At 72.1% G+C, this 22,944-nt stretch carries 23 protein-coding genes; 11 read left to right on the forward strand and 12 right to left on the reverse strand.

Annotated features, from left to right (window positions below; all coding sequences use genetic code 11):
• Positions 1-13 precede the first annotated feature (13 nt).
• Together AC230_RS27265 and hisC are read right to left on the reverse strand one after the other, a co-directional pair.
• A complete protein-coding gene (locus AC230_RS27265) occupies positions 14-1,597 on the reverse strand; it encodes a cytochrome ubiquinol oxidase subunit I (protein WP_049719023.1) in 1,584 nt (527 codons plus the stop codon).
• Between the two features lie 293 nt (positions 1,598-1,890).
• Positions 1,891-2,970: a histidinol-phosphate transaminase gene (hisC, locus tag AC230_RS27270; protein ID WP_049719024.1), complete on the reverse strand. Its 1,080-nt coding sequence runs from the start codon at positions 2,968-2,970 to the stop codon at positions 1,891-1,893.
• 330 nt (positions 2,971-3,300) lie between these two features.
• Between hisC and AC230_RS27275 the strand changes: the two genes are divergently transcribed.
• The 3 genes from AC230_RS27275 (at position 3,301) to AC230_RS27285 (ending at position 6,759) form a co-directional block, all read left to right on the forward strand.
• On the forward strand, positions 3,301-4,413 hold the full coding sequence (locus tag AC230_RS27275; protein ID WP_049719025.1) for a LacI family DNA-binding transcriptional regulator: 1,113 nt from the start codon (positions 3,301-3,303) through the stop codon (positions 4,411-4,413).
• Between the two features lie 250 nt (positions 4,414-4,663).
• The gene (locus AC230_RS27280) at positions 4,664-5,761 is read left to right on the forward strand and encodes a metallophosphoesterase (protein ID WP_049719026.1); all 1,098 of its coding nucleotides are present in this window, start codon (positions 4,664-4,666) and stop codon (positions 5,759-5,761) included.
• A 197-nt stretch (positions 5,762-5,958) separates the two neighbouring features.
• Positions 5,959-6,759, forward strand: coding sequence for a hypothetical protein (locus AC230_RS27285; protein WP_049719027.1), 801 nt, complete (start codon positions 5,959-5,961; stop codon positions 6,757-6,759).
• 231 nt (positions 6,760-6,990) lie between these two features.
• Here AC230_RS27285 and thiC read toward each other — a convergent pair whose 3' ends face one another.
• A complete protein-coding gene (gene thiC, locus AC230_RS27290; RefSeq protein WP_049719028.1) occupies positions 6,991-8,793 on the reverse strand; it encodes a phosphomethylpyrimidine synthase ThiC in 1,803 nt (600 codons plus the stop codon).
• 190 nt (positions 8,794-8,983) lie between these two features.
• On the opposite strand from thiC, the gene AC230_RS27295 reads away from it, so the two are divergent.
• From AC230_RS27295 to AC230_RS27305, 3 genes are all read left to right on the forward strand, one after another.
• Positions 8,984-10,408 carry a YibE/F family protein gene (locus AC230_RS27295; RefSeq protein WP_078871617.1) on the forward strand — a complete coding sequence of 475 codons (1,425 nt, stop codon included), beginning with the start codon at positions 8,984-8,986 and terminating at the stop codon, positions 10,406-10,408.
• Positions 10,409-10,424: 16 nt separating this feature from the next.
• Positions 10,425-10,625 (forward strand): hypothetical protein, encoded by a 201-nt coding sequence (locus AC230_RS27300; protein ID WP_198535625.1) that lies wholly within the window; start codon positions 10,425-10,427, stop codon positions 10,623-10,625.
• Positions 10,626-10,741: 116 nt separating this feature from the next.
• Complete coding sequence (locus AC230_RS27305) at positions 10,742-12,340, forward strand: SPFH domain-containing protein (RefSeq protein WP_049719031.1); 1,599 nt, start codon at positions 10,742-10,744, stop codon at positions 12,338-12,340.
• Here AC230_RS27305 and AC230_RS27310 read toward each other — a convergent pair.
• From AC230_RS27310 to AC230_RS27320, 3 genes are all read right to left on the reverse strand, one after another.
• The gene (locus AC230_RS27310) at positions 12,337-12,783 is read right to left on the reverse strand and encodes an SsgA family sporulation/cell division regulator (RefSeq protein ID WP_049719032.1); all 447 of its coding nucleotides are present in this window, start codon (positions 12,781-12,783) and stop codon (positions 12,337-12,339) included. The two genes, AC230_RS27305 and AC230_RS27310, sit on opposite strands and share 4 nt — an antisense overlap.
• 508 nt (positions 12,784-13,291) lie before the next feature.
• Positions 13,292-13,510, reverse strand: coding sequence for a DUF5326 family protein (locus tag AC230_RS27315; RefSeq protein ID WP_049719033.1), 219 nt, complete (start codon positions 13,508-13,510; stop codon positions 13,292-13,294).
• Positions 13,511-13,661: 151 nt separating this feature from the next.
• Positions 13,662-13,979: a cupin domain-containing protein gene (locus AC230_RS27320; RefSeq protein ID WP_049719034.1), complete on the reverse strand. Its 318-nt coding sequence runs from the start codon at positions 13,977-13,979 to the stop codon at positions 13,662-13,664.
• An 81-nt stretch (positions 13,980-14,060) separates the two neighbouring features.
• Here AC230_RS27320 and AC230_RS27325 point away from each other — a divergent pair, with 81 nt between their 5' ends.
• Complete coding sequence (locus tag AC230_RS27325) at positions 14,061-14,441, forward strand: phage holin family protein (protein WP_049719035.1); 381 nt, start codon at positions 14,061-14,063, stop codon at positions 14,439-14,441.
• Positions 14,442-14,455: 14 nt separating this feature from the next.
• Here the strand turns inward: AC230_RS27325 and AC230_RS27330 are convergent, their stop codons facing one another.
• Positions 14,456-14,728 (reverse strand): hypothetical protein, encoded by a 273-nt coding sequence (locus AC230_RS27330; protein ID WP_049719036.1) that lies wholly within the window; start codon positions 14,726-14,728, stop codon positions 14,456-14,458.
• A 218-nt stretch (positions 14,729-14,946) separates the two neighbouring features.
• Here AC230_RS27330 and AC230_RS27335 point away from each other — a divergent pair, with 218 nt between their 5' ends.
• Positions 14,947-15,843, forward strand: a complete 897-nt coding sequence (locus AC230_RS27335) for a LysR family transcriptional regulator (RefSeq protein WP_049719037.1) — start codon at positions 14,947-14,949, stop codon at positions 15,841-15,843.
• 134 nt (positions 15,844-15,977) lie between these two features.
• A complete protein-coding gene (locus AC230_RS27340; RefSeq protein WP_049719038.1) occupies positions 15,978-16,475 on the forward strand; it encodes an NUDIX domain-containing protein in 498 nt (165 codons plus the stop codon).
• A gap of 6 nt (positions 16,476-16,481) precedes the next feature.
• Here AC230_RS27340 and AC230_RS27345 read toward each other — a convergent pair whose 3' ends face one another.
• The 4 genes from AC230_RS27345 to AC230_RS27360 all read right to left on the reverse strand — a co-directional run bounded on the left by AC230_RS27345 (position 16,482) and on the right by AC230_RS27360 (position 20,897).
• Complete coding sequence (locus AC230_RS27345; protein WP_078871618.1) at positions 16,482-17,132, reverse strand: pyridoxamine 5'-phosphate oxidase family protein; 651 nt, start codon at positions 17,130-17,132, stop codon at positions 16,482-16,484.
• A complete protein-coding gene (locus AC230_RS27350; protein ID WP_422125645.1) occupies positions 17,132-18,355 on the reverse strand; it encodes a globin domain-containing protein in 1,224 nt (407 codons plus the stop codon). Before AC230_RS27350 ends, AC230_RS27345 begins: the two co-directional genes overlap by 1 nt.
• A gap of 606 nt (positions 18,356-18,961) precedes the next feature.
• Positions 18,962-19,600 carry an HAD family hydrolase gene (locus AC230_RS27355; protein ID WP_049719039.1) on the reverse strand — a complete coding sequence of 213 codons (639 nt, stop codon included), beginning with the start codon at positions 19,598-19,600 and terminating at the stop codon, positions 18,962-18,964.
• A gap of 70 nt (positions 19,601-19,670) precedes the next feature.
• Entirely contained in the window at positions 19,671-20,897 is a 1,227-nt protein-coding gene (locus AC230_RS27360) for an MFS transporter (RefSeq protein WP_049719040.1), read from the reverse strand.
• 159 nt (positions 20,898-21,056) lie between these two features.
• On the opposite strand from AC230_RS27360, the gene AC230_RS27365 reads away from it, so the two are divergent.
• Together AC230_RS27365 and AC230_RS27370 are read left to right on the forward strand one after the other, a co-directional pair.
• Entirely contained in the window at positions 21,057-21,524 is a 468-nt protein-coding gene (locus AC230_RS27365; RefSeq protein WP_049719041.1) for a MarR family winged helix-turn-helix transcriptional regulator, read from the forward strand.
• A gap of 30 nt (positions 21,525-21,554) precedes the next feature.
• Positions 21,555-22,007, forward strand: a complete 453-nt coding sequence (locus tag AC230_RS27370) for a GNAT family N-acetyltransferase (protein ID WP_049719042.1) — start codon at positions 21,555-21,557, stop codon at positions 22,005-22,007.
• Here AC230_RS27370 and AC230_RS27375 read toward each other — a convergent pair.
• Positions 21,978-22,745 (reverse strand): TetR/AcrR family transcriptional regulator, encoded by a 768-nt coding sequence (locus tag AC230_RS27375; protein WP_241833387.1) that lies wholly within the window; start codon positions 22,743-22,745, stop codon positions 21,978-21,980. The two genes, AC230_RS27370 and AC230_RS27375, sit on opposite strands and share 30 nt — an antisense overlap.
• Positions 22,746-22,944: the final 199 nt, after the last annotated feature.

Here is a 22,944-nt window from a genome sequence, read left to right on the forward strand (position 1 = left end):
TTCCGCCGTCGCGTCAGTAGGCGAAGGTCAGCGGCTTGTCGGCGTCCTCGGCGGGCCGGTCCTCGCCGGAGCCGCCGGAGGGCAGGCGCAGCCGGGGGTCCTTGGCCGGGGGCTTCTCGTCCGTGTCGGGGCCTGCCTTGGCGTACTTGGCCAGCAGCCTGACCTCGACGACCGCGAGGACCGCGTACAGCGCGGTGAACACCCCGAGGGAGGTGAGGACTTCGCCCTGGCTGACGCCCGGGGAGACCGCGTCACCGGTCTTCATCAGGCCGTAGACGGCCCACGGCTGGCGGCCCATCTCGGTGAAGATCCAGCCGAAGGAGTTGGCGATCAGCGGGAATCCCATGGTGAGGATGCCGATGCGCCAGGACCACTTGGTCAGGAAGGGGCCCATCTCCCGGGACTTGGTGAGCATGAGCCGCGGGATCTCGTCCTCGCCCCTGCGGTGTTCGGGCGCCAGCCAGAACTTCCGCCGGGTGGTCCACAGTCCGATGGCACCGGCGACGAACGAGGTCATCCCGAAGCCGATCATGAGGCGGAAGCCCCAGAAGGTCATGAAGATGCTGGGGATGTAGTCGTCCGGCTTGCCGCCGTACTGGGCGGCCTCCTTGGCCGCGATGTCGTTGATGCCGGGGACGGACTCGGTGAAGTTGTTGTGCGCGAGGAAGGAGAGGAGACCGGGTATCTCGATCTCGACGCTGTTGTGGCCCTTGCCGACGTCGCCGACCGCGAAGACCGAGAAGGGCGCGGGTGCCTGCGTCTCCCACAGGGCCTCGGCGGCGGCCATCTTCATGGGCTGCTGCTCGAACATGACCTTGCCCAGCGAGTCACCGCTGATCGCCGTGCCCAGCCCGGCGATCACCGCGACGACCAGGCCGACGCGGAGCGAGGCCAGCATGGCGGGCAGTTGCCTGCGCTGCTTCTCGTCGAGCTCCTCGCCCCTCAGCTGCTTGCGCTTGGCGCGCCACAGGTGGAGCGAGGAGATGCCGACGATGAACGCCGCGCCGGTGAGGAAGGCGGCGGTGAGGGTGTGGAAGACCACGACCAGGGTGGTGTTCTGGGTGAGGACCGCCCAGATGTCGGTGAGCTGGGCCTTGCCCGTCGCCTTGTCGACCGTGTAGCCGGTCGGGTGCTGCATCCACGAGTTGGCGGCGAGGATGAAGTAGGAGGACAGCACGGTGCCCAGGGACACGATCCAGATGCACGCGCAGTGGATCTTCTTGGGCAGCTTGTCCCAGCCGAAGATCCACAGTCCGATGAAGGTGGACTCGAAGAAGAAGGCCAGCAGGGCCTCCATCGCGAGCGGCGCCCCGAAGACATCACCGACGAAGCGGGAGTAGTCCGACCAGTTCATGCCGAACTGGAACTCCTGCACGATGCCGGTGACCACCCCCATCGCGATGTTGATGAGGAAGAGCTTCCCCCAGAACTTCGTGGCGTGGAAGTACTTCTCCTTGCCCGTGCGCACCCAGGCCGTCTCCAGACCGGCGGTGATCGCCGCGAGACTGATGGTGAGGGGGACGAAGAGGAAGTGGTAGACGGTGGTGATGCCGAACTGCCAGCGCGCCAGGGTCTCCGGCGCCAGGGCCAGGTTCACCGCGGTCCCTCCTTGCGTCGTGCGTCACCGGTGTCTCGTACCGGTGCTTCGCCGGCGGTGTTTAGCCAGCACTTTGCCCCCTTTGTCCCGGTGAAAGCGGAACATAAGGGAAGCGCTTGTGAACGCGTTCACATTCACAAGCATTATGACGCACCCCCTTTTCGGTCATGTATCCGGGGTACCCCCTTGGGCCCTTGCGGGGGCCGGAGGCCGCTGCGCCGCACCCGGACCCGGGCATGCGAAGGGCGCCGCACCCCGTCCCCGGGTGCGGCGCCCGTCCGGTGCGGTCCCGGCTAGAGCTGCTTGCGGAACTCCTCCGCGGCCTTCAGGAAGAGGGTGTTCGCCTCCGGCTCCCCGATCGTGATCCGCACGCCCTCCGGCGCGAACGGCCGGACGATCACACCGCCGCGCTCACACGCCGCCGCGAAGTCGGCCGTCCGCTCCCCCAGCCGCAGCCAGACGAAGTTGGCGTGGCTCTCGGGCACCGTCCAGCCCTGGCCCTCCAGCCCCTCGACCACCCGCGCGCGCTCCTTCACCAGCGCTTCCACCCGCTCGGCGAGCGCCTCCTCGCTGCGCAGCGAGGCGATGGCGGCCTCCTGGGAGATCTGCGTCACGCCGAACGGCACGGCGGTCTTGCGCAGCGCCGCGGCGACCGGCTCGTGCGCGATCGCGAAACCCACCCGCAGCCCGGCCAGCCCGTACGCCTTGGAGAAGGTCCGCAGCACACAGACGTTGGGGCGGTCCCGGTAGAGGTCGATGCCGTCGGGCACGTCCTCGTCCCGGATGAACTCGCGGTACGCCTCGTCCAGGACGACCAGGACGTCGGAGGGGACCCGGTCCAGGAAGGCCTCCAGCTCGGCGCGGCGCACCACCGTGCCGGTGGGGTTGTTCGGGTTGCAGACGAAAATGAGCCGCGTGCGGTCCGTGATCGCGGCGGCCATCGCGTCCAGATCGTGCACCTCGTCCTCGGTCAGCGGGACCATGACGGGAGTGGCACCCGCGATCTGCGTGACGATCGGGTAGGCCTCGAACGACCGCCAGGCGAAGATCACTTCGTCGCCCGGACCCGAGGTGGACTGGACGAGCTGCTGGGCGATGCCCACCGAACCGGTGCCGGTCGCGAGGTGGGAGAGCGGTACGTCGAACCGGTCCGCGAGCTCGGCCAGCAGGCCGGCGCACGACAGGTCGGGGTACCGGTTGAACTCGGCCGCCGCGGCGACCGCGCGCTCCATGACGCCGGGCAGCGGCGGGTACGGGTTCTCGTTGGAGGACAGCTTGTAGGCGGCCGGCCCGTCGGCGGCGGCCGGCCGGCCGGGCTTGTAGGACGGAACACTGTCCAGCACGGGGCGCAGCTTCGGGGTCTTCTCGGTCACCGCGGGTCCTCCTCGCATCCCTGAATACTGCACACCTTAAGAGGATTGCCCCGGGTGGCGTCCAGATGTGCGGCCGCGCCAGCCGCCCTGGCGCGCGCCCTGGCGGGCGCCGTGGCGCGCATCCCCCGTGAAGGTGAGTTGAGAGCTCCCCGCACCCCCGTGCCGTCAGCGGACGTAGATATGCCAGGGGCCAACGGTTTACCGTTTCCCTCCCTAACTGCCTGCAATTCCAAGGTCATTGGTCGGGAATTCTCGTGCAGAAACGTGCCTGTCAACTCCAAAATAAGGCGCCCTTCCGGACGCCCCCCCGAGCCCTACTATCGGCTCGCCATGACAGCAGCAGGGAAGCACCAAGTGAGCCGGACGGATCCCGCCCGGCGAGGCACCCGGCAGGGACGGGCGGGCATCCGGGACGTCGCCGCCGCCGCGGGCGTCTCGATCACGACCGTCTCCGACGCCCTCAACGGCAAGGGGCGGCTGCCGGACGCGACCCGCCGCCACGTCCGCGAGGTCGCCGACCGGCTGGGCTACCGCCCGTCCGCCGCCGCCCGCACCCTCCGCACGGGAAAGTCGGGCCTCATCGGCCTGACCGTGACCACGTACGGGGATGAACCTTTCACCTTCACCGAGTTCGCCTACTTCGCCGAGATGGCCCGGGCCGCCACCTCCGCCGCCCTCGCCCGCGGCTACGCCCTGGTCATCCTGCCCGCGACCTCCCGGCACGACGTCTGGTCCAACGTCGCCCTGGACGGCACCGTCGTGATCGACCCCTCGGACCACGACCCGGTCGTCTCGGACCTGGTGCGCCAGGGCATCCCGGTGGTCTCCGACGGCCGCCCGGCCGGCACCCTCCCGGTCACCGCCTGGGTGGACAACGACCACGAGGCCGCCGTCCTGGGCATCCTCGACCACCTCGCCGCCGCCGGCGCCCGCCGCATCGGGCTGCTCACCGGCACCAGCACCGACACGTACACCCGCCTGTCCACCGACGCCTATCTGCACTGGTGCGAGCGGATCGGCCAGGACCCGGTGTACGAGGAGTACCCGGCCCACGACCCCTGCGCCGGCGCCGTCGCCGCCGACCGGCTGCTCGCCCGTGCCGACCGTCCCGACGCCGTCTACGGCCTCTTCGACCCCAACGGCACCGACCTGCTGGCCGCCGCCCGCCGCTACAGCCTGCGCGTCCCGGAGGACCTGCTGCTCGTCTGCTGCAGCGAGTCCGCCGTCTACGCCGCCACCGAGCCGCCCATCACCACGCTCTCCCTCAAGCCGCGGCGCATCGGGACGGCGGTCGTCCAGCTCCTCATCGACGCCATCGAGGGCCTGGACAACGGGCGGCCGGTGGAGCAGGTCATACCCACGGAGCTGATCGTCCGGACCTCCTCCGAGCGCCGTCCGCCGCGCACCGCGGTCGGTCCCCCGCGCGGTCCGGCATCCGGCTGACCGGCCGCCGCCGGACGGCCGTCAACCGCGCGCACCCTATGGGTCACCACACAGGAACGCCTCGCCCGACGCCAAGGAAACGGACAATACGGGAGAAAAGACAGGTGAACCCGGGCCCCCGCCCCGATTGACGGCCCCTGGTGCGTCACAAGCCGCGACGGTCATTCCTATGATGGGCGCACGACACCACGGGCCGCCACGACCAGGCAGGGTCCACAAGGTGCACTGCGGCGCGACGGTGGAGGGGTCGATGGCTCAGGGGGCCGGACAAGGACCTGTGGCAGGGACCACGGAGGCGATGACGCCGTACCCGGGGTACGCCGCTCATCCTCCCCTGCAGGGATACACCCATCCCCTGCCCCCGGCGCACCTCGGCGCCGAGGACCCGCACCTCGGCGGCTACACACCCACCGCCCGCGACCTGCCGGTCATCGAGCGGCAGCCCTACGCCGCCGACCCGCACGACGTCCCCACCGTCGAGCTGACGCCCATCACCGCCCCCCAGGCCCAGCCGCTGCCGAGCGGCCCCGGCCCGCTCTACGTCGTCGGCGACGTCCACGGCTACCTCGACGAGCTGTACGCGGCGCTCGCCGCCGAGGGCATCGTCGACGCGAACGGCCACTGGGCCGCGGGCAACACCCGGCTCTGGTTCCTCGGCGACTTCACCGACCGCGGCCCCGACGGGGTCGGCGTGATCGACCTCGTCATGCGCCTCTCCGCCGAGGCCGCCGCGGCCGGCGGCTACTGCAAGGCCCTGATGGGCAACCACGAGCTGCTGCTCATCGGCGCCAAGCGGTTCGGCGACACCCCGGTGAACTCCGGCGCCGGCACGGCCTCCTTCCAGGCCGCCTGGCTGCTCAACGGCGGCCAGCGCACGGACATGGAGCGCCTGGAGGACCACCACCTCCAGTGGATGTCCCGGCTCGACGCCATGGCGCAGGAGGACGGCCACCTGCTCGTCCACTCCGACACCACCGCCTACCTCGACTACGGCGACTCCATCGAGGCCGTCAACGACGCGGTGACCGAGGCGCTGCAGCGCAACGACCCGGACGAGTGCTGGGAGCTGTTCCGCAAGTTCACCAAGCGCTTCGCCTTCCGCGACGAGTCGGGCGGCCTGGCGGCGCGCGAGCTGCTCGACACCTACGGCGGCAGCCGCGTCGTCCACGGCCACAGCCCCATCCCGTACCTCCTCGGCGAGGTGCCCGGCGAGGAGGCGGACGGCGAGGAGAGCGCGCCCGTCGTGGACGGCCCGCACCTCTACGCGGACGGCCTCGCCCTCGCCATGGACGGCGGGGTCACGATGGCCGGAAAGCTGCTGGTCGTGCAACTCCCACTGGCCGGCTGAGGATTCGCCGCGCCCTCCGCGGGCAGGGGTGGGGTTCCCGGAGAACTCCACCGCCGCGGGGGAATTCGCGAAACGCACTGTCACCCCGCACCGGTGCGGCTCTACCATCGGCTTATCCGTAGCAGGCTCTCCTCCGTTTCCGCCCACCGCCGGCGCCGCCCGCGCCAAGGGCCCTACGGAGCATCGGGGGATGCACCATGAACAGCGCTCCGCACCTGCCCGCCGAGGACCGCCCGGAATTCGAGCGCGTCCTGGACCTGGCGCTGCGTTCGGCCGACCGCGACCCGGAGATCGAGGCCCTGCTCTCCGCGACCGGACAGCGCCTCGACGTCGAACAGCTGCGCCTCATGGCCATCGAGGCCATGGCCGCCATTTCCGCCTGCGCCATGACGGAATACCGGGATTACGTCCGGCTGCGGGACGGCCTGCGCGGCCGTTCCACCGCGCCCCGCCACGACTCCGGGGGCGCGGGTGCCGCCGCCATGCTCACCGTGCTGGCGCCGGTCCTCGCGGGCATAGCCGCGCTCCTCTTCCTCGTCATCGGCTACGCCCTGAAGGCCGTCGGCACGGACGAGCCCGTGGCCGGCCCGATGGTCACCGCCGGCTGGTGGTTCGCCGGCCTGACCGCCGCGACGGCGCTGGTCGCCATGGGGGCGCTGCTGTTCACGGCGCTGCGCAACGGCCACGGCGGGACGGACGGCGCGGTGGCGGAGGGCGACGCCCTCGCCGCGGAGGCCGACCGCGCCCGCGAGGTCTGGCGCGAGGCGCTGCTGCGTCAGGGCGTGCTGCCGTTCCTGCGCCGTACGCTGGCCAACGCGCCGGACCGGCCCGCCACTTCGTACGGCCGCGAGCCGGACGAGAGCCACAGCCGGCTCGGCTACACACCGCCCGGCTTCTCCAGCCACGAGGACAGCCCGAGCCCGCACACCCGGCCGAGTTTCACGAGCCCGGATTTCACGGGTCCGGAGTTCGGCGGGCAGGAGCGCCGGAGGGATTGAGGAACGCGCGCCGCCCACGGCGAATCCGCCGGCGAACGTCCCTTTGCGCGCCGCCGGTTGGAACAACCCGACGTCCCAGGTTTCCAGTTCTGCCGTGCAGTGGGCCGCACGGCGGGAGGACGCGCGTCGGGCCCGAAGCCGCAAACCCACGTTGCGGCGTCGGGCCCGTCCGGACGCCAGCGGTTCTCGGCCCCACCGCCTGCGGAAACGCCGAGTTCCCCGGTGCCGGGCCTAGTCGGCGATCGGCAGGTAGACCCTGCCGCCCGCTTCCGCGAACTCCCGTGATTTCTCCGCCATTCCGGCCTCGATCTCGGCGGCTCCCATGTCTCCGCCGTGCGTCCGGCGAATGTCCTGGGAGATCTTCATCGAGCAGAACTTCGGACCGCACATCGAGCAGAAATGCGCCGTCTTCGCCGGCTCCGCCGGGAGCGTCTCGTCGTGGAAGGCGCGGGCCGTGTCGGGGTCCAGGGCCAGATTGAACTGGTCCTCCCAGCGGAATTCGAAACGGGCGTCGGAGAGGGCGTCGTCCCATTCCTGGGCGCCGGGGTGGCCCTTGGCCAGGTCCGCGGCGTGTGCCGCGATCTTGTAGGTGATGACGCCGGTCTTCACGTCGTCGCGGTCCGGCAGGCCCAGGTGCTCCTTGGGCGTGACGTAGCAGAGCATCGCCGTGCCCCACCAGGCGATCATCGCGGCGCCGATGCCGGAGGTGATGTGGTCGTAGGCCGGGGCGACGTCCGTGGTCAGCGGGCCCAGGGTGTAGAACGGGGCCTCCTCGCAGATCTCCTGCTGGAGGTCGATGTTCTCCTTGATCTTGTGCATCGGGACGTGGCCCGGGCCCTCGATCATCGTCTGGACGTTGTGCCGCTTGGCGATCGCGTTGAGCTCGCCCAGCGTGCGCAGTTCGGCGAACTGGGCCTCGTCGTTCGCGTCCGCGATCGAGCCGGGGCGCAGGCCGTCGCCGAGCGAGTACGTCACGTCGTAGGCCGCGAGGATCTCGCAGAGCTCCTCGAAGTTCTCGTAGAGGAACGACTCCTTGTGGTGCGCGAGGCACCACGCGGCCATGATCGAGCCGCCGCGCGAGACGATGCCGGTCTTGCGGCGGGCGGTCAGCGGGACGTAGCGGAGCAGGACACCGGCGTGGACGGTCATGTAGTCCACGCCCTGTTCGGCCTGCTCGATGACCGTGTCCTTGTAGATCTCCCAGGTGAGTTCCTCGGCCTTGCCGTCCACCTTCTCCAGCGCCTGGTAGAGCGGCACGGTGCCGATGGGGACGGGGGAGTTGCGCAGCACCCACTCCCGGGTGGTGTGGATGTTGCGGCCGGTGGACAGGTCCATCACCGTGTCCGCGCCCCAGCGGGTGGCCCAGGTCATCTTCTCGACCTCCTCCTCGATGGAGGAGGTGACGGCCGAGTTGCCGATGTTGGCGTTCACCTTGACGAGGAACTTCTTGCCGATGATCATCGGCTCGGACTCGGGGTGGTTCACATTGGCCGGCAGCACGGCGCGGCCGGCGGCGATCTCCTCGCGCACGGTCTCCGGGGAGACGTTCTCCCGGAGCGCGACGAACTCCATCTCCTCGGTGATCTCCCCCCGCCTGGCGTAGGCGAGTTGGGTCACGGCGGTGCCGGAACGGCCCCGGCGCGGCAGCCGGGGGCGGCCCGGGAAGACCGCGTCGAGGTTCCTGAGGCCACCGCGCGGCGAGGTGTGCTTGATGCCGTCGTCCTCGGGGCGCACGGGGCGTCCCGCGTACTCCTCGGTGTCGCCGCGCCCGATGATCCAGTTCTCGCGCAGCGGTGCGAGGCCCCGGCGGACGTCCGTGTCGACGGCCGGGTCGGTGTACGGACCGGACGTGTCGTACAGGCGGACGTCCCGGCCGTTGGTGAGGTGGACCCGGCGGACGGGAACCCTCAGATCCGGGCGGGAACCGGTGACGTAGTCCTTGTGCCAGCCGATCTGTCCGGTCTGCCCGTTCCGCTCCCCCACCGTGCCGTCGGTGGACAGGTCGGCAGACGTGCGTGCGTCCTGCGTGGTCATGAGACCGTAACTCCCTACGCCGGCATTACCCGGTAACAGGTTCGGCGGTCGACGCAGCGGTTCCCGTACCGTTCGTACGGAGGTCAGCGCCCTCTCAGCCCGGTGCTCCGAGCTCCCGCGATTGCAAAGGTGCCACAACGCTAGCGCCTTCCCGCGCCGGAGGGCCAGAGGGGGTTGCGATGATCGGGCGATGAGCACCAGCGACCCGCTGCCGCCCCCTCGGCAGCCCTCCACCGCTCCCGGACACCGCCGCGGTCGCGGGAACGGCCACGGTCACGGCCATGGGCACGACCACGGACACGGTCACGGGCATGGCCACGGTCATGCGCACGGACACGGGCACGGGCCCGTCGCGCCCGTCTCCGCCCATCTGCGCAAGGTGATCGCGGCCGTGCTGATCCCCTTCGCCGCCGCGGTCGCGGCCGGGCTGGTCGTGCTCTGGCCGGGGGGCGCGCCGCCGCACCACCACACCGGTGTCGGCCTGGATCAGCACACGGAGTCGGGGCGGGTGGTGAAGGTGGAGGAGACGGATTGCGCCAAGTCCGGTGCGGGGCGGGCGGGACCGCAGGGACAGCAGGGGGCGCCGGGTCCGGCCGACGGGAAGCAGGGCCCCTGCCGGTCGGCGGTCGTCGAGGTCACGTCCGGTCCGGACCAGGGGCGTTCGTTCACCGAGGTCGTGCACCCCGACGCGCCGCGGCAGTACGCGGTGGGGCAGGGTGTCGTGCTCGCGTACGCACCCAAGGCGCCGGAGAATCTGCGCTATTCGGTCACGGATGTGGACCGGGACGTGCCGATGGCCCTGCTGGCCGGGGTGTTCGCGCTGGCGGTGGTGGTCATCGGCCGGCTGCGCGGGGTCTTCGCGCTGGTGGCCCTCGCCATCAGTTTCGGGGTGCTGACGCTGTTCATCCTGCCGGCGATCCTCCAGGGCTCGGACCCGTTGCTGGTCGCCGTGGTCGGGGGCGGTGCGATCATGCTGATCGCGCTCTACCTGTGCCACGGCGTCAACGCCCGTACGTCCGTCGCCGTTCTGGGGACGCTGACGTCGCTGGCGGCCATCGGCCTGCTGGGGGCGGGCTTCATCGACTGGGCCCACCTGACCGGCAACACGGACGACCAGACGGGCCTGGTGCACGGCCTCTACCCCGGGATCGAGATCAAGGGCCTGCTGCTCGCGGGGATCATCATCGGTTCGCTGGGCGTGCTGGACGACGTGACGGTGACGCAGACGTCGGCGGTGTGGGAGCTGAAGGAGGCCGATCCGCACGCGAGTTGGCGGAAACTGTACGGTGCGGCGATGCGCATCGGGCGGGATCATATCGCCTCTGTCGTCAACACTCTGGTGATGGCGTACGCCGGTGCGTCACTGCCGTTGCTCCTGTTGTTCTCGATCGCGGACAGCGGGGTGGGCACGGTGGCCACCAGCGAGGTGGTGGCCGAGGAGATCGTGCGGACGCTGGTCGGGAGCATCGGTCTGGTGCTCTCGGTGCCGGTGACGACCGTGCTGGCGGCGCTCGTTGTCAGTGCCGACCGGCAGACTGCCGGTACGGGTCCCCGGACCGCGGCGGGGGGCCGTGCGCGGGCCGGGGGAGGACGGCGCCGCCGCGCGCGGCGATGAGGACGGGGGGCAGTCGGTGGTCGGTGAGCTGGGCAGGGTGACGGGGGAGGTCGGCCCCGGGCTGGTCGGCGAGGTGATGCTGCGGGTGCGGGGCGGCGCCGAGGCGTTCCTGGCGTACGCGGCGGAGGAGGGGGAGCGTCTGCCGCGGGGCACCCTCGTGGTGGTCGTGGAGTACCAGCCGCCACGCACGGTGTACGTGTCGGCGGCCTATCGCTGACGGGGAACCGCGGGGACCGCGCGGCGGTCCCCGCGGACGGAGGTCCGGGGCGGCAAAGGTCCCCGGGCCGGGGGCCCTTGGGACGGACGTCCCGGGGCAGAGGGGGGAACGGGAACGTGTTCATCGGAATCCTGGCGGGGGCCGTGGTCGTGGCCGTCGCCGTCGTGGTGGGTCTGTTCAAGCTGATGTGGCGGGTCGCCGAGCCGAACGAGGCGCTCGTCATCTCCGGTTCCAAGCACCGCACGGAGGGCCTGGGCGAGGGGATGGGCTTCCGGATCGTCACCGGGCGCGGCACGCTGGTGCTGCCCGGCGTGCAGGTGGTCCGCAAGCTGTCGCTCGACCTCAACGAGGCGGAGCTGCACGTGGATTGCGTGACGAACCAGGGCATTCCGCTCAAGGTGCACGGCGTGGTGATATTCAAGGTCGGTGACGACTTCGTCTCCATCGCCAACGCGGCCCGCCGCTTCCTCGACCAGCAGAAGCACATGGCGGAACGGGTGCACAACGTGTTCGCCGGACATCTGCGCTCGATCGTCGGCGGGCTGACCGTGGAGGACATGATCCGCGACCGGGAGCGGCTGACGGGCGAGACCCGGGCAGCCTCCGGCACGGAGATGGAGAAGCTGGGCCTGATCATCGACTCGCTCCAGATCCACGAGATCCAGGACCCCACCGGCTACATCAAGAACCTCTCCGCGCCGCACGCCGCGGCCGTCCAGCGGGACGCCCGCATCGCCCAGGCGGCGGCGGACCGGGCGGCGACGGAGGCGGAGCAGCAGGCGGCGGCCCGGATGGCCGAGGCCACGCGGGACAGCGAGATCCTCCAGGCCGGCTACCAGGCGGAGCGCGACAGCGCGGCCGCGAAGGCCCGGCAGGCCGGTCCGCTGGCGGAGGCGGCGGCGCGGCAGGAGGTCGTGGTCCAGGAGACCCGGGTGGCGGAGCTGGCCGCCCAGCGCCGCGAGCAGCAGCTCCAGGCGGACGTCCGCAAGCCGGCCGACGCGGCGGCGTACGAGAAGCGGACGCTGGCGGAGGCCGAGCGGGACGCCCGGATATCGGCGGCGCAGGCGCAGGCCAGGGAGACGGAGCTGGCGGCCGCCGCCGAGGCGACGCGGGTGAAGACGGCGGCCGCCGCGGACGCGGAGGCGACCCGGGCGACCGGTGAGGCGACGGCCGCGGCGAGCCGGGCGCGGGGGGTGGCCGACGCGGAGGCGGCGAAGGCCCTGGGCATCGCCGAGGCCGAGGCCGCGCGGGCGAGGGGCCTGGCCGACGCGGAGGCGGCCCGGGCCCTGGGGCTGGCGGAGGCCGAGGCCATCAAGGCCCGCGCGGCGGCCCTGGCGGAGAACCAGGACGCGGTGGTCGCCCAGCAACTCGCGGAGAACTGGCCCGAGATCGTCCGCGCGGGGGCCCAGGCGTTCGGAAGCGTGGACCACATGGTGCTGCTGAACGGCGCCGACGGTATGTCGGAGCTGTTCGCCAAGGCGCTGACGATGGGCGGGACGGGTCTGGGGCTGGCGCGGCAGCTGCTGGCGGCCATGAACGACGGCGGCGGCTCGGACGGGCGGCGGACGGCGGACGGCCGGGGAGCGGCGGACGGGCGGTCCGGCGGCGGGGACGACGCCCCGGACCGGGGCCCGGGCCCGCGCACCCGGCGGGTGCCGGTCGACGGGCCCGCCGGGCCGGTGCCCGGGGAGGGCGGTGCCGGTCCGGGCCGTTAACCGGCGTTCTGCCCCTCGGTGTTGCCGGCGAGGATGCTGTCGAGCGCCGCCGCCAGGTCGTAGTCGAAGTCGGCGACCGAGCGCTCCTCGCCGAGGGGGGCGACGCGGTCGGTCCGGTCGAGGAAGGCGACCAGCGGTGCCGCGCCGGCCCGGAACAGGGCGCCCTCGCCGCCGACTTGCAGGCGGATGAAGACGTCCGAGAGGTGCTGCGCGGAGGCGGGGGCGATGTGCACATCGCCCTCGCCGGAGGGCTGGCTCAGCCCGTCGAGCAGCAACTCCCTTGCGAACGCCCAGGTCACCGGGGCGTCACCGGGCAGGTGAAAGGTGAACTTCACCGCATAGGGATCGCTGCTGTCATAGGCCAGCTCCACCGGGATACGGAAGGACAGCTCCTCGGAGACGAGGAACGTCATGATCACTTCTGCCTGAACTGTGTCGCGCATCGCCCAATGCCCCGTCTTTGTCGGTTTGGCCGGGATTGGATCCTCATGGCCCTACTCATGACGCCATAGTCTGACAACAACGTCCCGCGGATCACAAGGAGTGATTTTTCAGTTACCGATAGAGATCGAGTGGGAGCTTACGGCTCTTCGACTCTGGAGCGTAGCGACTCGACTACGGGGCGGAGTCGTTCCGCCGGATTCCGGGCGGGCACAATCCGAGAACTGGCCAAAGTGGCGCCGCCCGTCGCGGGGCTGCGGCGAGGGCGGCGAAGAGGGCGGTGCGCTGCGGCGCGACGCCGGGACAGGGGCTTCTACGGGCCTACTCCTGCCCCGCGCAAACCGGTTGGAATCACCGGAGGACGGGCAGGAGGGGCGTACTTCACGCCCCTCCTCGCACACGCGGTGCCGGGGTGAACGAGCGGTACCGGCTGACGGAAGAAGTTACTCCCCGCGTCCCGCTTCGTTGAGTTGACGAAGTTGAGCCGGCGAATTCGCCGGGGCGGCCGGCCTACCAGTCGCCGCCCTTCGACGACGAGCCCGTGAACTTCTTGACGACGAAGACGAGACCACCGATGAGGGCCACCAGCAGCAGCGCCTTGAAAAGCACGTCGATGACGACCCCGAGCACACTGACGATCAAGCTGCCGAACACCACGCACACGAGGACCGGGATGGCGATCCACTTCACCCACCACGGCAGTCCCGCGAGTATCCCCTTCTGAGCCATGTCGTTCCCTGCTCTCCGCTTAGCGCGTCGTCGTCGTCCGGAGCGGTCGCCCCGGGCCTGGTCCGATGCTAGGTCGGGCCGGGGCGCCCGCGGGGGCCCCACGGCCCCCGTACGCCCCTGAACCTCCCCCTACGGGAAGCGGGACCCGCCCTCAGCTCTCCGGCGGAGAGAAGACCACCAGGACCCTGAGGTCCTCGCTGATGTGGTGGAAACGGTGGACCGTGCGCGCCGGGACGTAGACCACGCTGCCGCGCCCGACCTCCGTCGTCTCGTCCCCCACGGTGATCGACGCCCGGCCGCTCACCACGAAGTAGATCTCGTCCTGCTCGTGCGGGCCCTGCGGATCCGCGTCCCCCGCGTCCAGCGCGTAGAGCCCGGCGGACATGTTCCGCTCCCGCAGGAACTGCAGGTACGCCCCTTCGTTCGCGGCCCGCTCCGCCTCCAGCTCGTCCAGCCGGAACGCCTTCATCCGCCGTCTCCTCCTCCGGGCGCCGGCCGTGCCGCCGAACGCCGATCCCACCTGTCGGTCCCGTCTGCCACGATCTCACGTATGAAGAATTTCGTAGTCAAGACGATCGCCAACGCGGCGGCCCTGGCGGCGGCGATCTGGCTGCTCAAGGGCATCACCCTGCGCGGCGACACGACCGCCGCGAAGGCTCTCACGCTGCTCGGGGTGGCGCTCGTCTTCGGCCTGGTCAACTTTGTGGTGAAGCCGGTCGTCAAACTGCTGTCGTTCCCGCTCTTCGTCCTGACGCTCGGCCTGATCACCCTGGTGATCAACGCGTTGATGCTGCTGCTGACGAGCTGGCTGGCGGACCGGCTGGACCTGGCCTTCCACGTCGCGGGCTTCGGCTCGGCGCTGGTGGGCGGCGTGATCGTCTCCATCGTCGCCTGGGCGATGCACATGATCCTGCCGGACGAGAAGGACTGACCGTCCGGGATCCGTCAGCCCCGGGGGTCCGGCGGGACGTCGTAGCCGACCGTGTTGGTGGCCAGCTCCTCCGGGGTGATCTCCGAGGCCCAGCCCTCCGGCGGCTCCTGGTACGGGCTGCACGTCCCGCAGGCGGCACAGGTCCAACGCCCGTGGATGCCATGCACGATGGCCCCGCAGCCGGCGCACGTGTCCGTGGTGTAGTACGGCGGCTCACCCGGCAGGGCCGGGGACCGCAGACTGTGCGGGGGGACGGCGGGCAGCCCGCCCCCGGAGTGCTCTTCCATGCCTCCCAGACTGCCACGGCTTCCGGCGTCCGGGCAGCGCGAGGACGGCTCAAGTCTCCCCCCTCATGACTTGAGCCGCCGCGGTCCCGCGCGAAGGAAGGGCCGTGCGCACAAGGCTAGTTGACTCTGCGTCAGTGTCCAATCACCCTGGCGACACAGCCCTATCGACTTATTTATAGTTCCTCCACGGTCGGTGGCGGACGAGCCGGGGAGACGGCATGGATCTGACCCTCTTGCGTACGTTCGTCACCGTGCACCGGGCGGGTTCCTTCACCCGGGCCGCCGCCCTCCTCGGCCTCTCCCAGCCCGCGGTGACCGGCCAGATACGGACCCTGGAGCGCCGGCTCGGCCGCCCCCTGTTCCTCCGCCGGGCCCGCGGTGTCACCCCCACCACGGCGGGCGACGAACTCGCCCACCGCGTCGCCCCGCACCTCGACGCCCTGGTGGAGATCGCCGAATCCGGGCTCGACGAGCAGTGGCCGCACCGCACCCTGCACCTCGCCGGCCCGCCGGAGTTCACCGCCCTGCGCGTCCTGCCCGCGCTCGGCCCGCTGATCACCCAGGGGCTCGCCGTGCGCGCCGCCCACGGCATGTCCGAGGAGCTCTTCGAGGGCCTGGCCCAGGGCCACCACGAGCTGGCCGTCACCACCGCGCGGCCGCGCGGCCGGCTGCTGACCGCCACCCCGCTCTGCGACGAGGAGCACGTCCTGGTCGGCGCCCCGCGGTGGGCCGCCCGGCTCGGCGGCGCGGCCGTCGTCCGCGACAAGGGCGTCGGCGTCCTGGAACACCTGCCGGTGGTCGAGGTCGACGAGAGCCTGCCGTTCGTCACCCGCTACTGGGCCGCCGTCTTCGACAGCAAGCCCGTGGCGACGGGAGCGGTCATCGCCCCCGACCTGCGGGCCGTGCTGTCCTGCGTGGCCGCCGGGGCGGGCATCGGCGTGCTGCCGCGCTACCTGTGCGCCGACGCCCTGGACACCGGCGAGGTCGTCGCCCTCCTCAACCCGCCGGTCCCGCCGCTGCGCACCTACTTCCTCGTCGCCCGCGCGGGCGCGCTCGCCCACCCGCACCTCGCGCGGGCCCACGAGTGGCTGCTGCGGGCCGCGGTTTCCTGGTGAGCCCCGTGCGCCGGGGGCGTCCCGCGGGCTCCGCCGGGACATCCGCTTCCCCCGGGAAACCCGGGAGCCGCCGGGAAGCCGGGTTCCGCCGGGAAAGGGGTTTCACCCCGCCCCGCACGCGGCAGATGTCGGTTATGACCGTACGCCCCGTGGTCAAACGCACGGCCCGCGCCATCCTGCTCACCGGTGAACCCGGCTCCGACGAGCTGGAGATGATCCTGATCAAACGCACCAAGCCCGGCCAGGAGCCCTACTGGATCACTCCCGGCGGCGGGATGGAGCCGGAGGACGGGACGGTCGTCGCCGCCCTCCACCGGGAGGTGGACGAGGAGCTGGGCGGCAAGGTCACCGACGTCGTCCCCGCCTTCGTCGACACCGTCCCCCACTCCGCCCACCACGCGGCGCACGGCGTCAAGGTCCAGCACTTCTTCGTCTGCCGGCTGGCCTCCATGGACCTCTCCCGCCGCCACGGTCCCGAGGTGGACGAGCCCACCGGCACCTACGAGGTCGTCCGCGTGCCCTTCACCCGCGAGGGCATCGCCTCCGTCGAGGTCGTGCCGCCCTCGCTGCGCTCCTACCTCGCGGAGAACATCGAGGGCGTCCGGGCGCTGCTCGCCGACGACCTGGGCTGACGCCCGTCAGCCGCGGTCCGCGCCCCCTCGGCGGCGGTCCGCGCGCACCCCGAAGTAGTCGCCGCCCTTGCGGCGGGCGTCGTCCGTGCCCCACGCCCGCCCGTCGGGCTCCCCGTCCCGCGACGCCTTCCGCAGGCGGGGGATGTGCTTGGCGCAGTGGACGTACGCCTCCTCCACCGTGATCTCCACCCAGAGGACGGGGCGTCGCCCCGGAACCGCGTCAACCGGCAGGCCGGGTACGGCGGTTCGCATGACGGCGTCCTCCACCAGGCGGGCCCGTCCGTTGACGTGCAGCCCGATCCCGTCCCGCAGGAAGTCGACCAGCAGGACGGCGACGTGCGGGTTCTCCTCGATGTTGCCCAGGCTGGCCAGGACGCCGTTGCCCCGGTACTCGGGGTAGGCGAGCGTGTGCTCGTCCAGCACCCGCAGGAAGCCGGGCGGCCCGGCCCGGAAGGTGTTGTCGCACGCGCCGTGCCGGTCGGCGGTCGCCAGGAAGAACATCTCCTGGCGCTCGACGAACTCCCGCATCCTGGCGTTGACATGGGTCAGCGTCTGCTCGTCGCGGAAGCGGGCGGCGCGCCCGGCGGTGCCGTGGCGGAGCCGGAGGGCGCGCTCCCCGTCCCCGGGCGTCATCCGGTCCGCCGTGACGTCGGTCATCAGGTCACCGCCAGGAGCTCGTGAAGGGAGTCGTGGCGTATGCGGTGGGACGGTATGCCGACGCCGACCAGGGTGTCCACGCCGCTGCGGATCATCTCCGGCGGTCCGGACAGATAGGCGTCGCAGTCCTTCCACGGACCGTACGCGCGGACGACGGTGGACAGTTGACCGCGGAGGGCGCGGTCCGGGCCGTCGGAGACCAGCGGCCGGACGGACAGCCAGGGGTGCTCCCGCTCCAGCCCCCGCAGGGCGTCCATCACGTGGAACTCGCCGTGGCGCCGGGCCCCGTAGAACACCTCGACCGGGCGCGGGACGCCGTGCGCCGCCACGTCCTCCACGAGCGCCTTGATCGGGGCGATGCCCGTGCCGCCGCCCAGGCACAGCAGGCCGTTGTCAGTGCTGTGGTCCACAATCATGGAACCGGTGGGCGGACCGAGCCGCAGCACCGCGCCCGGGCGCGCGCGGTGGACGAGGGCGCCGGAGACCCAGCCGGCGGGCACGGCCTTCACATGGAAGGAGAGCAGACCGTCCGGGCGAGGGGCGGAGGAGAAGGAGTAGTGCCGCCAGACACGCGGCCACCAGGGGGTTTCGACGCCGGCGTACTGGCCGGCGAGGAAGGGGTACGGCTGGTCGGGGCGCAGGGTGACGACGGCGGCGTCGGGTCCGCACAGTTCGTGCCCCACGATCTCGGCCGACCACCAGGGAGGGGAGGTGCGTTCGTCCTCGGCCGCCGCGTCGATCATGATCTGCGAGATCACCGTGTACACCCGCACCCAGGCCGCCTGCGTCGCCTCGCCCCAGGTCAGGGGGGCGTGGCGGGCGAGCGCCCCGATGAGGGCCTCGCCCACGGCCGGGTAGTGCCCGGCCATCGTCCCGTACTTGCGGTGCGCGCGGCCCAGCGCGGAGAGGTACGAGGTGAGCCTCCCGGCGTCGTCGGCGTGGCGCGCGGCCGTCAACAGCGCCTTGAACAACCGGTCCCGCTGGACGTCCATGGCCGGCGGGAACAGCTCCCGCAGATCGGGGTGGTGGAGGAAGAGCAGCGCGTAGAAGTACGAAACGGCCTTGTCGGCGACGGGCTCCAGCTCGGCCATCGTGCGCCGGATGAGCACGGTGTCGGGGGACGGGGCGCCGGTGCCCGGCGGGAGGCCGGGCACCGGCCGGGGCGTCGCGCCCGCGCCCGGCTCCGGGCCTCGGCGCGCGAAGCCCGGGGGCCCGGCGTCCACGCCCGCACCGGGGCTTCCCGGGAGCGGGTCGCCGGGTACCGATGTTCCGGCGACCGGCTCCCGGTGGTCCGGTGTTGGTGCGGGATGGTCCGGGGTCGGTGCAGCGTGGTCCGGCGCTGGTGCGGGGTGGCCGCGGAACGGCCGTTCCGGGGCGGGGCCCTGTACGGGGACCGCGCGCGGAGCGGAGCCGGCGCCCCCACCCGGACGGAGACCCCCGCCCGCGCCCCCGCCCGCGCCCTCGTCCGCGTCCTCGTCCGCGCAGGAGCGGGCCGAGGGCCCGGTGGCCGGGGCGGCCGCAGCGGTCCGGGTGGACGGGGGCCGGTCGGTGGCTTTGCCGTGGGTGCCGCCGTTCATCGTCACTCGCCTCGAACGTCTCGTCGGTGCTCGCCGGTGCTCGTTCCGTGGTCCTCGCGGTCGGCGGGCTCCGGGGCCGGGGGAGTGCGTGGTCCGGCGGAGTCGGGCGGTACCCGCGTTCCGGTGCGCGTAGCTTGCCACTCGGCCGGGGGCCTCCGGCATATTCGGCGAACTCCACCCGCGGGAAGGGGGGTTACGGCTAGGCTGACCGACTCGAACGAGACGCCGTACGACACCTGCGCGGCGCGCGGATCAGTGGACGCGCGCCCCCACCAGCGCGTACGCCTCCCTGAGGTCGCGGCCGGTGTAGGAGAGGGAGGCGATGTCCCGTACGTGGTGGTCGGCGTTGACCGCGACCGACACCGGGACGGCGGCGAAGAGGAGGGCGTCGGACATGGAGTCCCCGTACGCGACGCAGTCCGCGCGCTCCAGCCCGTAGCCGGCGCAGAGTTCGTCCGCGATACGGACCTTGGCCGCGGCGTCGAGGATGCCCGCGGGGTCCACCGCGCCCCGCAGCGGCACTTCCGGCCAGCGCGACCCGTGCGCGGCGTCGGCGCCCCAGGCGAGCAGGCGCTCCACGAAGAAGTGCGGGGAGAGCGAGATGACCGCGCACCGCTCGCTGCGCGCGGCGATGTCGGCCCAGACGTCGCGGACGCCGTCCAGCCAGGGCGCGCCGTCGAAGGCCGCGGTCACGACGGCCTCCGTCAGGGCCTCGCCCCACAGCGCGCAGGCGGCCGTGGCGAAGCCGACGGGGTCGAGCCGGCCCGCCGCGAAGTCCCGTTCCAGTTCGTGGATTTGGGCTTCCATGCCGAGCTGCCGGGATATCTCGATGGCCGCCGCGGAGCCGTGGATCAGCGTGCCGTCCAGGTCGAACAAGTGCAGTCTGCTCATGGCGACGAGCGTAGGCGGTGGGGCGCGTCCGCCGAGGAACGCGCCCCACCGCCCCGTACCGCGGACGCCGTCACCGTCCGGCGGCCACCGCGTCGCGTCCGGCCGGGGCCGCGGAGCGGGCGGCGACGCGTCCGCCGCGCGGCGCCGCGCCGCCCGTGCGCCGTTCGAGCCCGGCGGAGACCAGGGCCAGGACGAGGGCGGCGGCCGCCATGGCCGCGCCGACCAGGTTGGGCACGCGGTAGCCGAGGCCGGCGGAGATCACCAGGCCGCCGAGCCAGGCGGCGATCGCGTTGCCCAGGTTGAAGGCGCCGATGTTGACCGCCGAGGCGAGGGTCGGCGCGTCGGAGGTCTGGTCGAGCACCCGCTTCTGCAGCGGCGGAACGGTGGCGAAGCCGAAGGCGCCGATCAGCGGGACGGCGATCGCCGTGGCGATCTTGCTGTGGGTCGCGACCGGCATCAGGGCCAGGGCCGCGGTGAGCCCGGTGAGCGCCGTGAGCAGCATCGGCATCAGGGCGCGGTCGGCGAACCGCCCGCCGACGAGGTTGCCGGCGAACATGCCGGCGCCGAACAGCACGAGCACCCACGTCACGGAGGACGGCGCGAACCCGACGACGTCGGTCATCAGCGGGGCCATGTAGGTGCTCAGGGTGAAGACGCCGCCGAAGCCGAGGACGGTCATGGCCATCGCGAGCAGCACCTGCGGGTTGCGGAAGGCGGCCATCTCCCCGCTCACGCGGGTGCGTTCGGGCATCGGCAGCCGCGGCACGAGCACGGCGATGCCCAGCATGGCGAGCAGCCCGAGGCCGGCGATGACGCCGAAGGTGACGCGCCAGCCGGCGCCCTGGCCGAGCATGGTGCCGAAGGGCACGCCGACGATGTTGGAGACGGTCAGCCCGGTGAACATCATCGAGATGGCCGCCGCCTTCTTCCGCGGGGCGACCAGCCCCGCCGCGACGATCGCGCCGATGCCGAAGAACGCGCCGTGCGCGAGCGAGGCGACGATCCGCCCGGCGAGCATCACGCCGAAGACGGGCGCCGCGGCGGAGAGCGCGTTGCCCGCCGTGAACAGGCCCATCAGGGAGATCAGCATCTTCTTGCGGGAGACCCGGCTGCCGACGATCGCGAGGATCGGCGCGCCGACGACGACGCCGAGCGCGTACCCGGTGGTCAGGTAGCCGGCGGTGGGAACGGAGACACCGAACTCCTCCGCCACCTCCGGGAGCAGGCCCGAGGTGACGAATTCGGTGGTGCCGATACCGAAGGCGCCGATGGCGAGCGCCAGGAGGGCGAGGGGCATGGGTGGGGTCCTTGGATGTCGGGAACGTCCGGCCGCATGCTTCGATGCACACGAGCCCTACCGGCGTAGACAATAATTGCAGACGCGCTTTACTTGCAAGCGCGGGCTATTGCGGCGGAGGGCTATCCTGGTGGCGGCGGACGTCACGAAGGAGGGCCCATGTCCCGCACCCGCACCACGGATCCCGCGCTGACCGGACCGGCCCAGGGCTGGTGCGCGCTCTCCGCGCTGCACGGCCGCATCGAGTCGCACATCGAGCGCGCGCTCCAGGCCGGGCACGGCCTGAGCGTGCGCGAGTTCTCCGTGCTGGACGTGCTGAGCCGCCAGCACAGCGGCGAGGGCGGCCACCTGCGGATGAACGAGGTGGCGGACGCGGTCGTGCTCAGCCAGAGCGCGACGACGCGCCTGGTCAACCGGCTGGAGGACCGCGGCCTGCTCACCCGCTACCTCTGCGACACCGACCGGCGCGGCATCTACACCGACGTCACGGAGGCCGGCCTCGCGCTCCTCGCCGAGGCCCGGCCGACGAACGAGGCCGCGCTGCGCGAGGCGCTCCAGGAGGCGTCCGCGCGGCCTGAGTTGGCGCCGCTCGTCGCCGCGGTGGAATCTCTCGTTCCGACCTCGTGAACGGCCGGGCCCGCGCATAGGGTCCGGATCATGGACGACATCGAGTTCCGGCGGGCCACCGCCGACGACCTGCCCGCCATCGTGGCCATGCTGGCCGACGACCCGCTCGGCGCCCGCCGCGAGACACCCGAGGACCTGGCGCCCTACCGCGCGGCCTTCGCGGCGATCGACGCCGATCCCCACCAGCAGCTGATCGTCGCCGCGCGCGACGGCCGCCCCATAGGAACCCTCCAGCTCACCGTCATCCCCGGCCTCTCGCGGCGCGGCTCCCGGCGGGCGCTCGTCGAGGCGGTGCGCGTGCACGCCGACGAGCGCGGCAAGGGGCTGGGCAGCCGGCTGATGCGGTGGGCCCTGGAGGAGGCCCGGCGGCTGGACTGCGTACTCCTCCAGCTCAGCTCGGACGCGACCCGGCTGGACGCCCACCGGTTCTACGAGCGGCTGGGGTTCGAGGCCTCACACCTCGGGTTCAAGTACCACTTCTGACGTCACACCTCGGGTGCAAGTACCGCTCCCGACGTCAGTCACCTCGGGTTCGAGTACCACTCCTGCCGTCCGCCGCGCCCGGTACGCCTTCTGGCGGCAGGCCGCGCCGCAGTAGCGGGCCGGGCGGCCGGTCCGGGAAGCCGCGGGCAGGGCTCCGTCGCACACGGCACAGCGCGTCTCGTTGCTTTCCCGCGCTTCTGCTCCCTGCCTGGCGCGCGTTTCGTCACGACCCGGAGGCGCTGGAGCGGGGAGTTTCGTCACGTTGCGGCCCGGGCGGAGGCCGTCGCACACCAGGGCCGTCATCCGGCCGGGCGTGCCGCGGGCGGGGCCGCGCTGCTCCATCGCCAGGCAGCCGAGCAGGAGAGCCATCACGTCGTCGATCGTCACGTCCCGCCGTACGGCGCCCGCCCGTTGGGCCCTGGCGAGCAGGACACCGAGGGCCGCGCGGAAGTCGCGCTCGACGGCGGGCGAGGGGGTGAACCTGCCCTCCGCACTGGCCTCCAGGGCGTCGCACAGGCCCTTGTTGCGGGCGGAGAGGCGGACGACGGCGGCGAGGTAGCGGAAGAAGACTCTTCCGGGCTCCGGCGCCTCCGCCAACTCCCGTGCGGTGTCGGTGAAGAGCCGCACCCGGTCCACGACGGTCGCCCTGAACAGCGCTTCCTTGGACGGGAAATGGCGGTAGACGGTGCCCGCACCGACGCCGGCGCGCCGTGCGATCTCCCCCAGCGGTACCGCCAACCCCCGTTCCTCGAAAGCCGATCGGGCCGCCTGGAGGACGAGCTGACGGTTGCGTCGGGCGTCGGAGCGGAGGGGGTCGGTCGGCGGCATGGGGGTGGGCTCCGGGGGTGGGTGGGGCGAGCGGAGGCAAGCGGGACGTGTGTTCCGATTCTAGGGGCGGGGATGGGCTGGGGGCGGGAGGGCGTTTTGCCCGCTTATT

The sequence above is a fragment of the Streptomyces caatingaensis genome (assembly GCF_001187435.1).
GTDB lineage: Bacteria > Actinomycetota > Actinomycetes > Streptomycetales > Streptomycetaceae > Streptomyces > Streptomyces caatingaensis.

Coding starts and splice junctions, on each gene's coding strand:
- AC230_RS27370 (WP_049719042.1), top strand. CDS start 21,555: ATGGACGACATCGAGTTCCGGCGGGCCACCGCCGACGACCTGCCCGCC.
- thiC (WP_049719028.1), bottom strand. CDS start 8,793: ATGACCACGCAGGACGCACGCACGTCTGCCGACCTGTCCACCGACGGC.
- AC230_RS27315 (WP_049719033.1), bottom strand. CDS start 13,510: ATGGCTCAGAAGGGGATACTCGCGGGACTGCCGTGGTGGGTGAAGTGG.
- AC230_RS27365 (WP_049719041.1), top strand. CDS start 21,057: ATGTCCCGCACCCGCACCACGGATCCCGCGCTGACCGGACCGGCCCAG.
- AC230_RS27360 (WP_049719040.1), bottom strand. CDS start 20,897: ATGCCCCTCGCCCTCCTGGCGCTCGCCATCGGCGCCTTCGGTATCGGC.
- AC230_RS27310 (WP_049719032.1), bottom strand. CDS start 12,783: ATGCGCGACACAGTTCAGGCAGAAGTGATCATGACGTTCCTCGTCTCC.
- AC230_RS27335 (WP_049719037.1), top strand. CDS start 14,947: ATGGATCTGACCCTCTTGCGTACGTTCGTCACCGTGCACCGGGCGGGT.
- AC230_RS27285 (WP_049719027.1), top strand. CDS start 5,959: ATGAACAGCGCTCCGCACCTGCCCGCCGAGGACCGCCCGGAATTCGAG.
- AC230_RS27295 (WP_078871617.1), top strand. CDS start 8,984: ATGAGCACCAGCGACCCGCTGCCGCCCCCTCGGCAGCCCTCCACCGCT.
- AC230_RS27325 (WP_049719035.1), top strand. CDS start 14,061: ATGAAGAATTTCGTAGTCAAGACGATCGCCAACGCGGCGGCCCTGGCG.
- AC230_RS27345 (WP_078871618.1), bottom strand. CDS start 17,132: ATGACCGACGTCACGGCGGACCGGATGACGCCCGGGGACGGGGAGCGC.
- AC230_RS27355 (WP_049719039.1), bottom strand. CDS start 19,600: ATGAGCAGACTGCACTTGTTCGACCTGGACGGCACGCTGATCCACGGC.
- AC230_RS27320 (WP_049719034.1), bottom strand. CDS start 13,979: ATGAAGGCGTTCCGGCTGGACGAGCTGGAGGCGGAGCGGGCCGCGAAC.
- AC230_RS27340 (WP_049719038.1), top strand. CDS start 15,978: ATGACCGTACGCCCCGTGGTCAAACGCACGGCCCGCGCCATCCTGCTC.
- AC230_RS27330 (WP_049719036.1), bottom strand. CDS start 14,728: ATGGAAGAGCACTCCGGGGGCGGGCTGCCCGCCGTCCCCCCGCACAGT.
- AC230_RS27275 (WP_049719025.1), top strand. CDS start 3,301: ATGACAGCAGCAGGGAAGCACCAAGTGAGCCGGACGGATCCCGCCCGG.
- AC230_RS27280 (WP_049719026.1), top strand. CDS start 4,664: ATGGCTCAGGGGGCCGGACAAGGACCTGTGGCAGGGACCACGGAGGCG.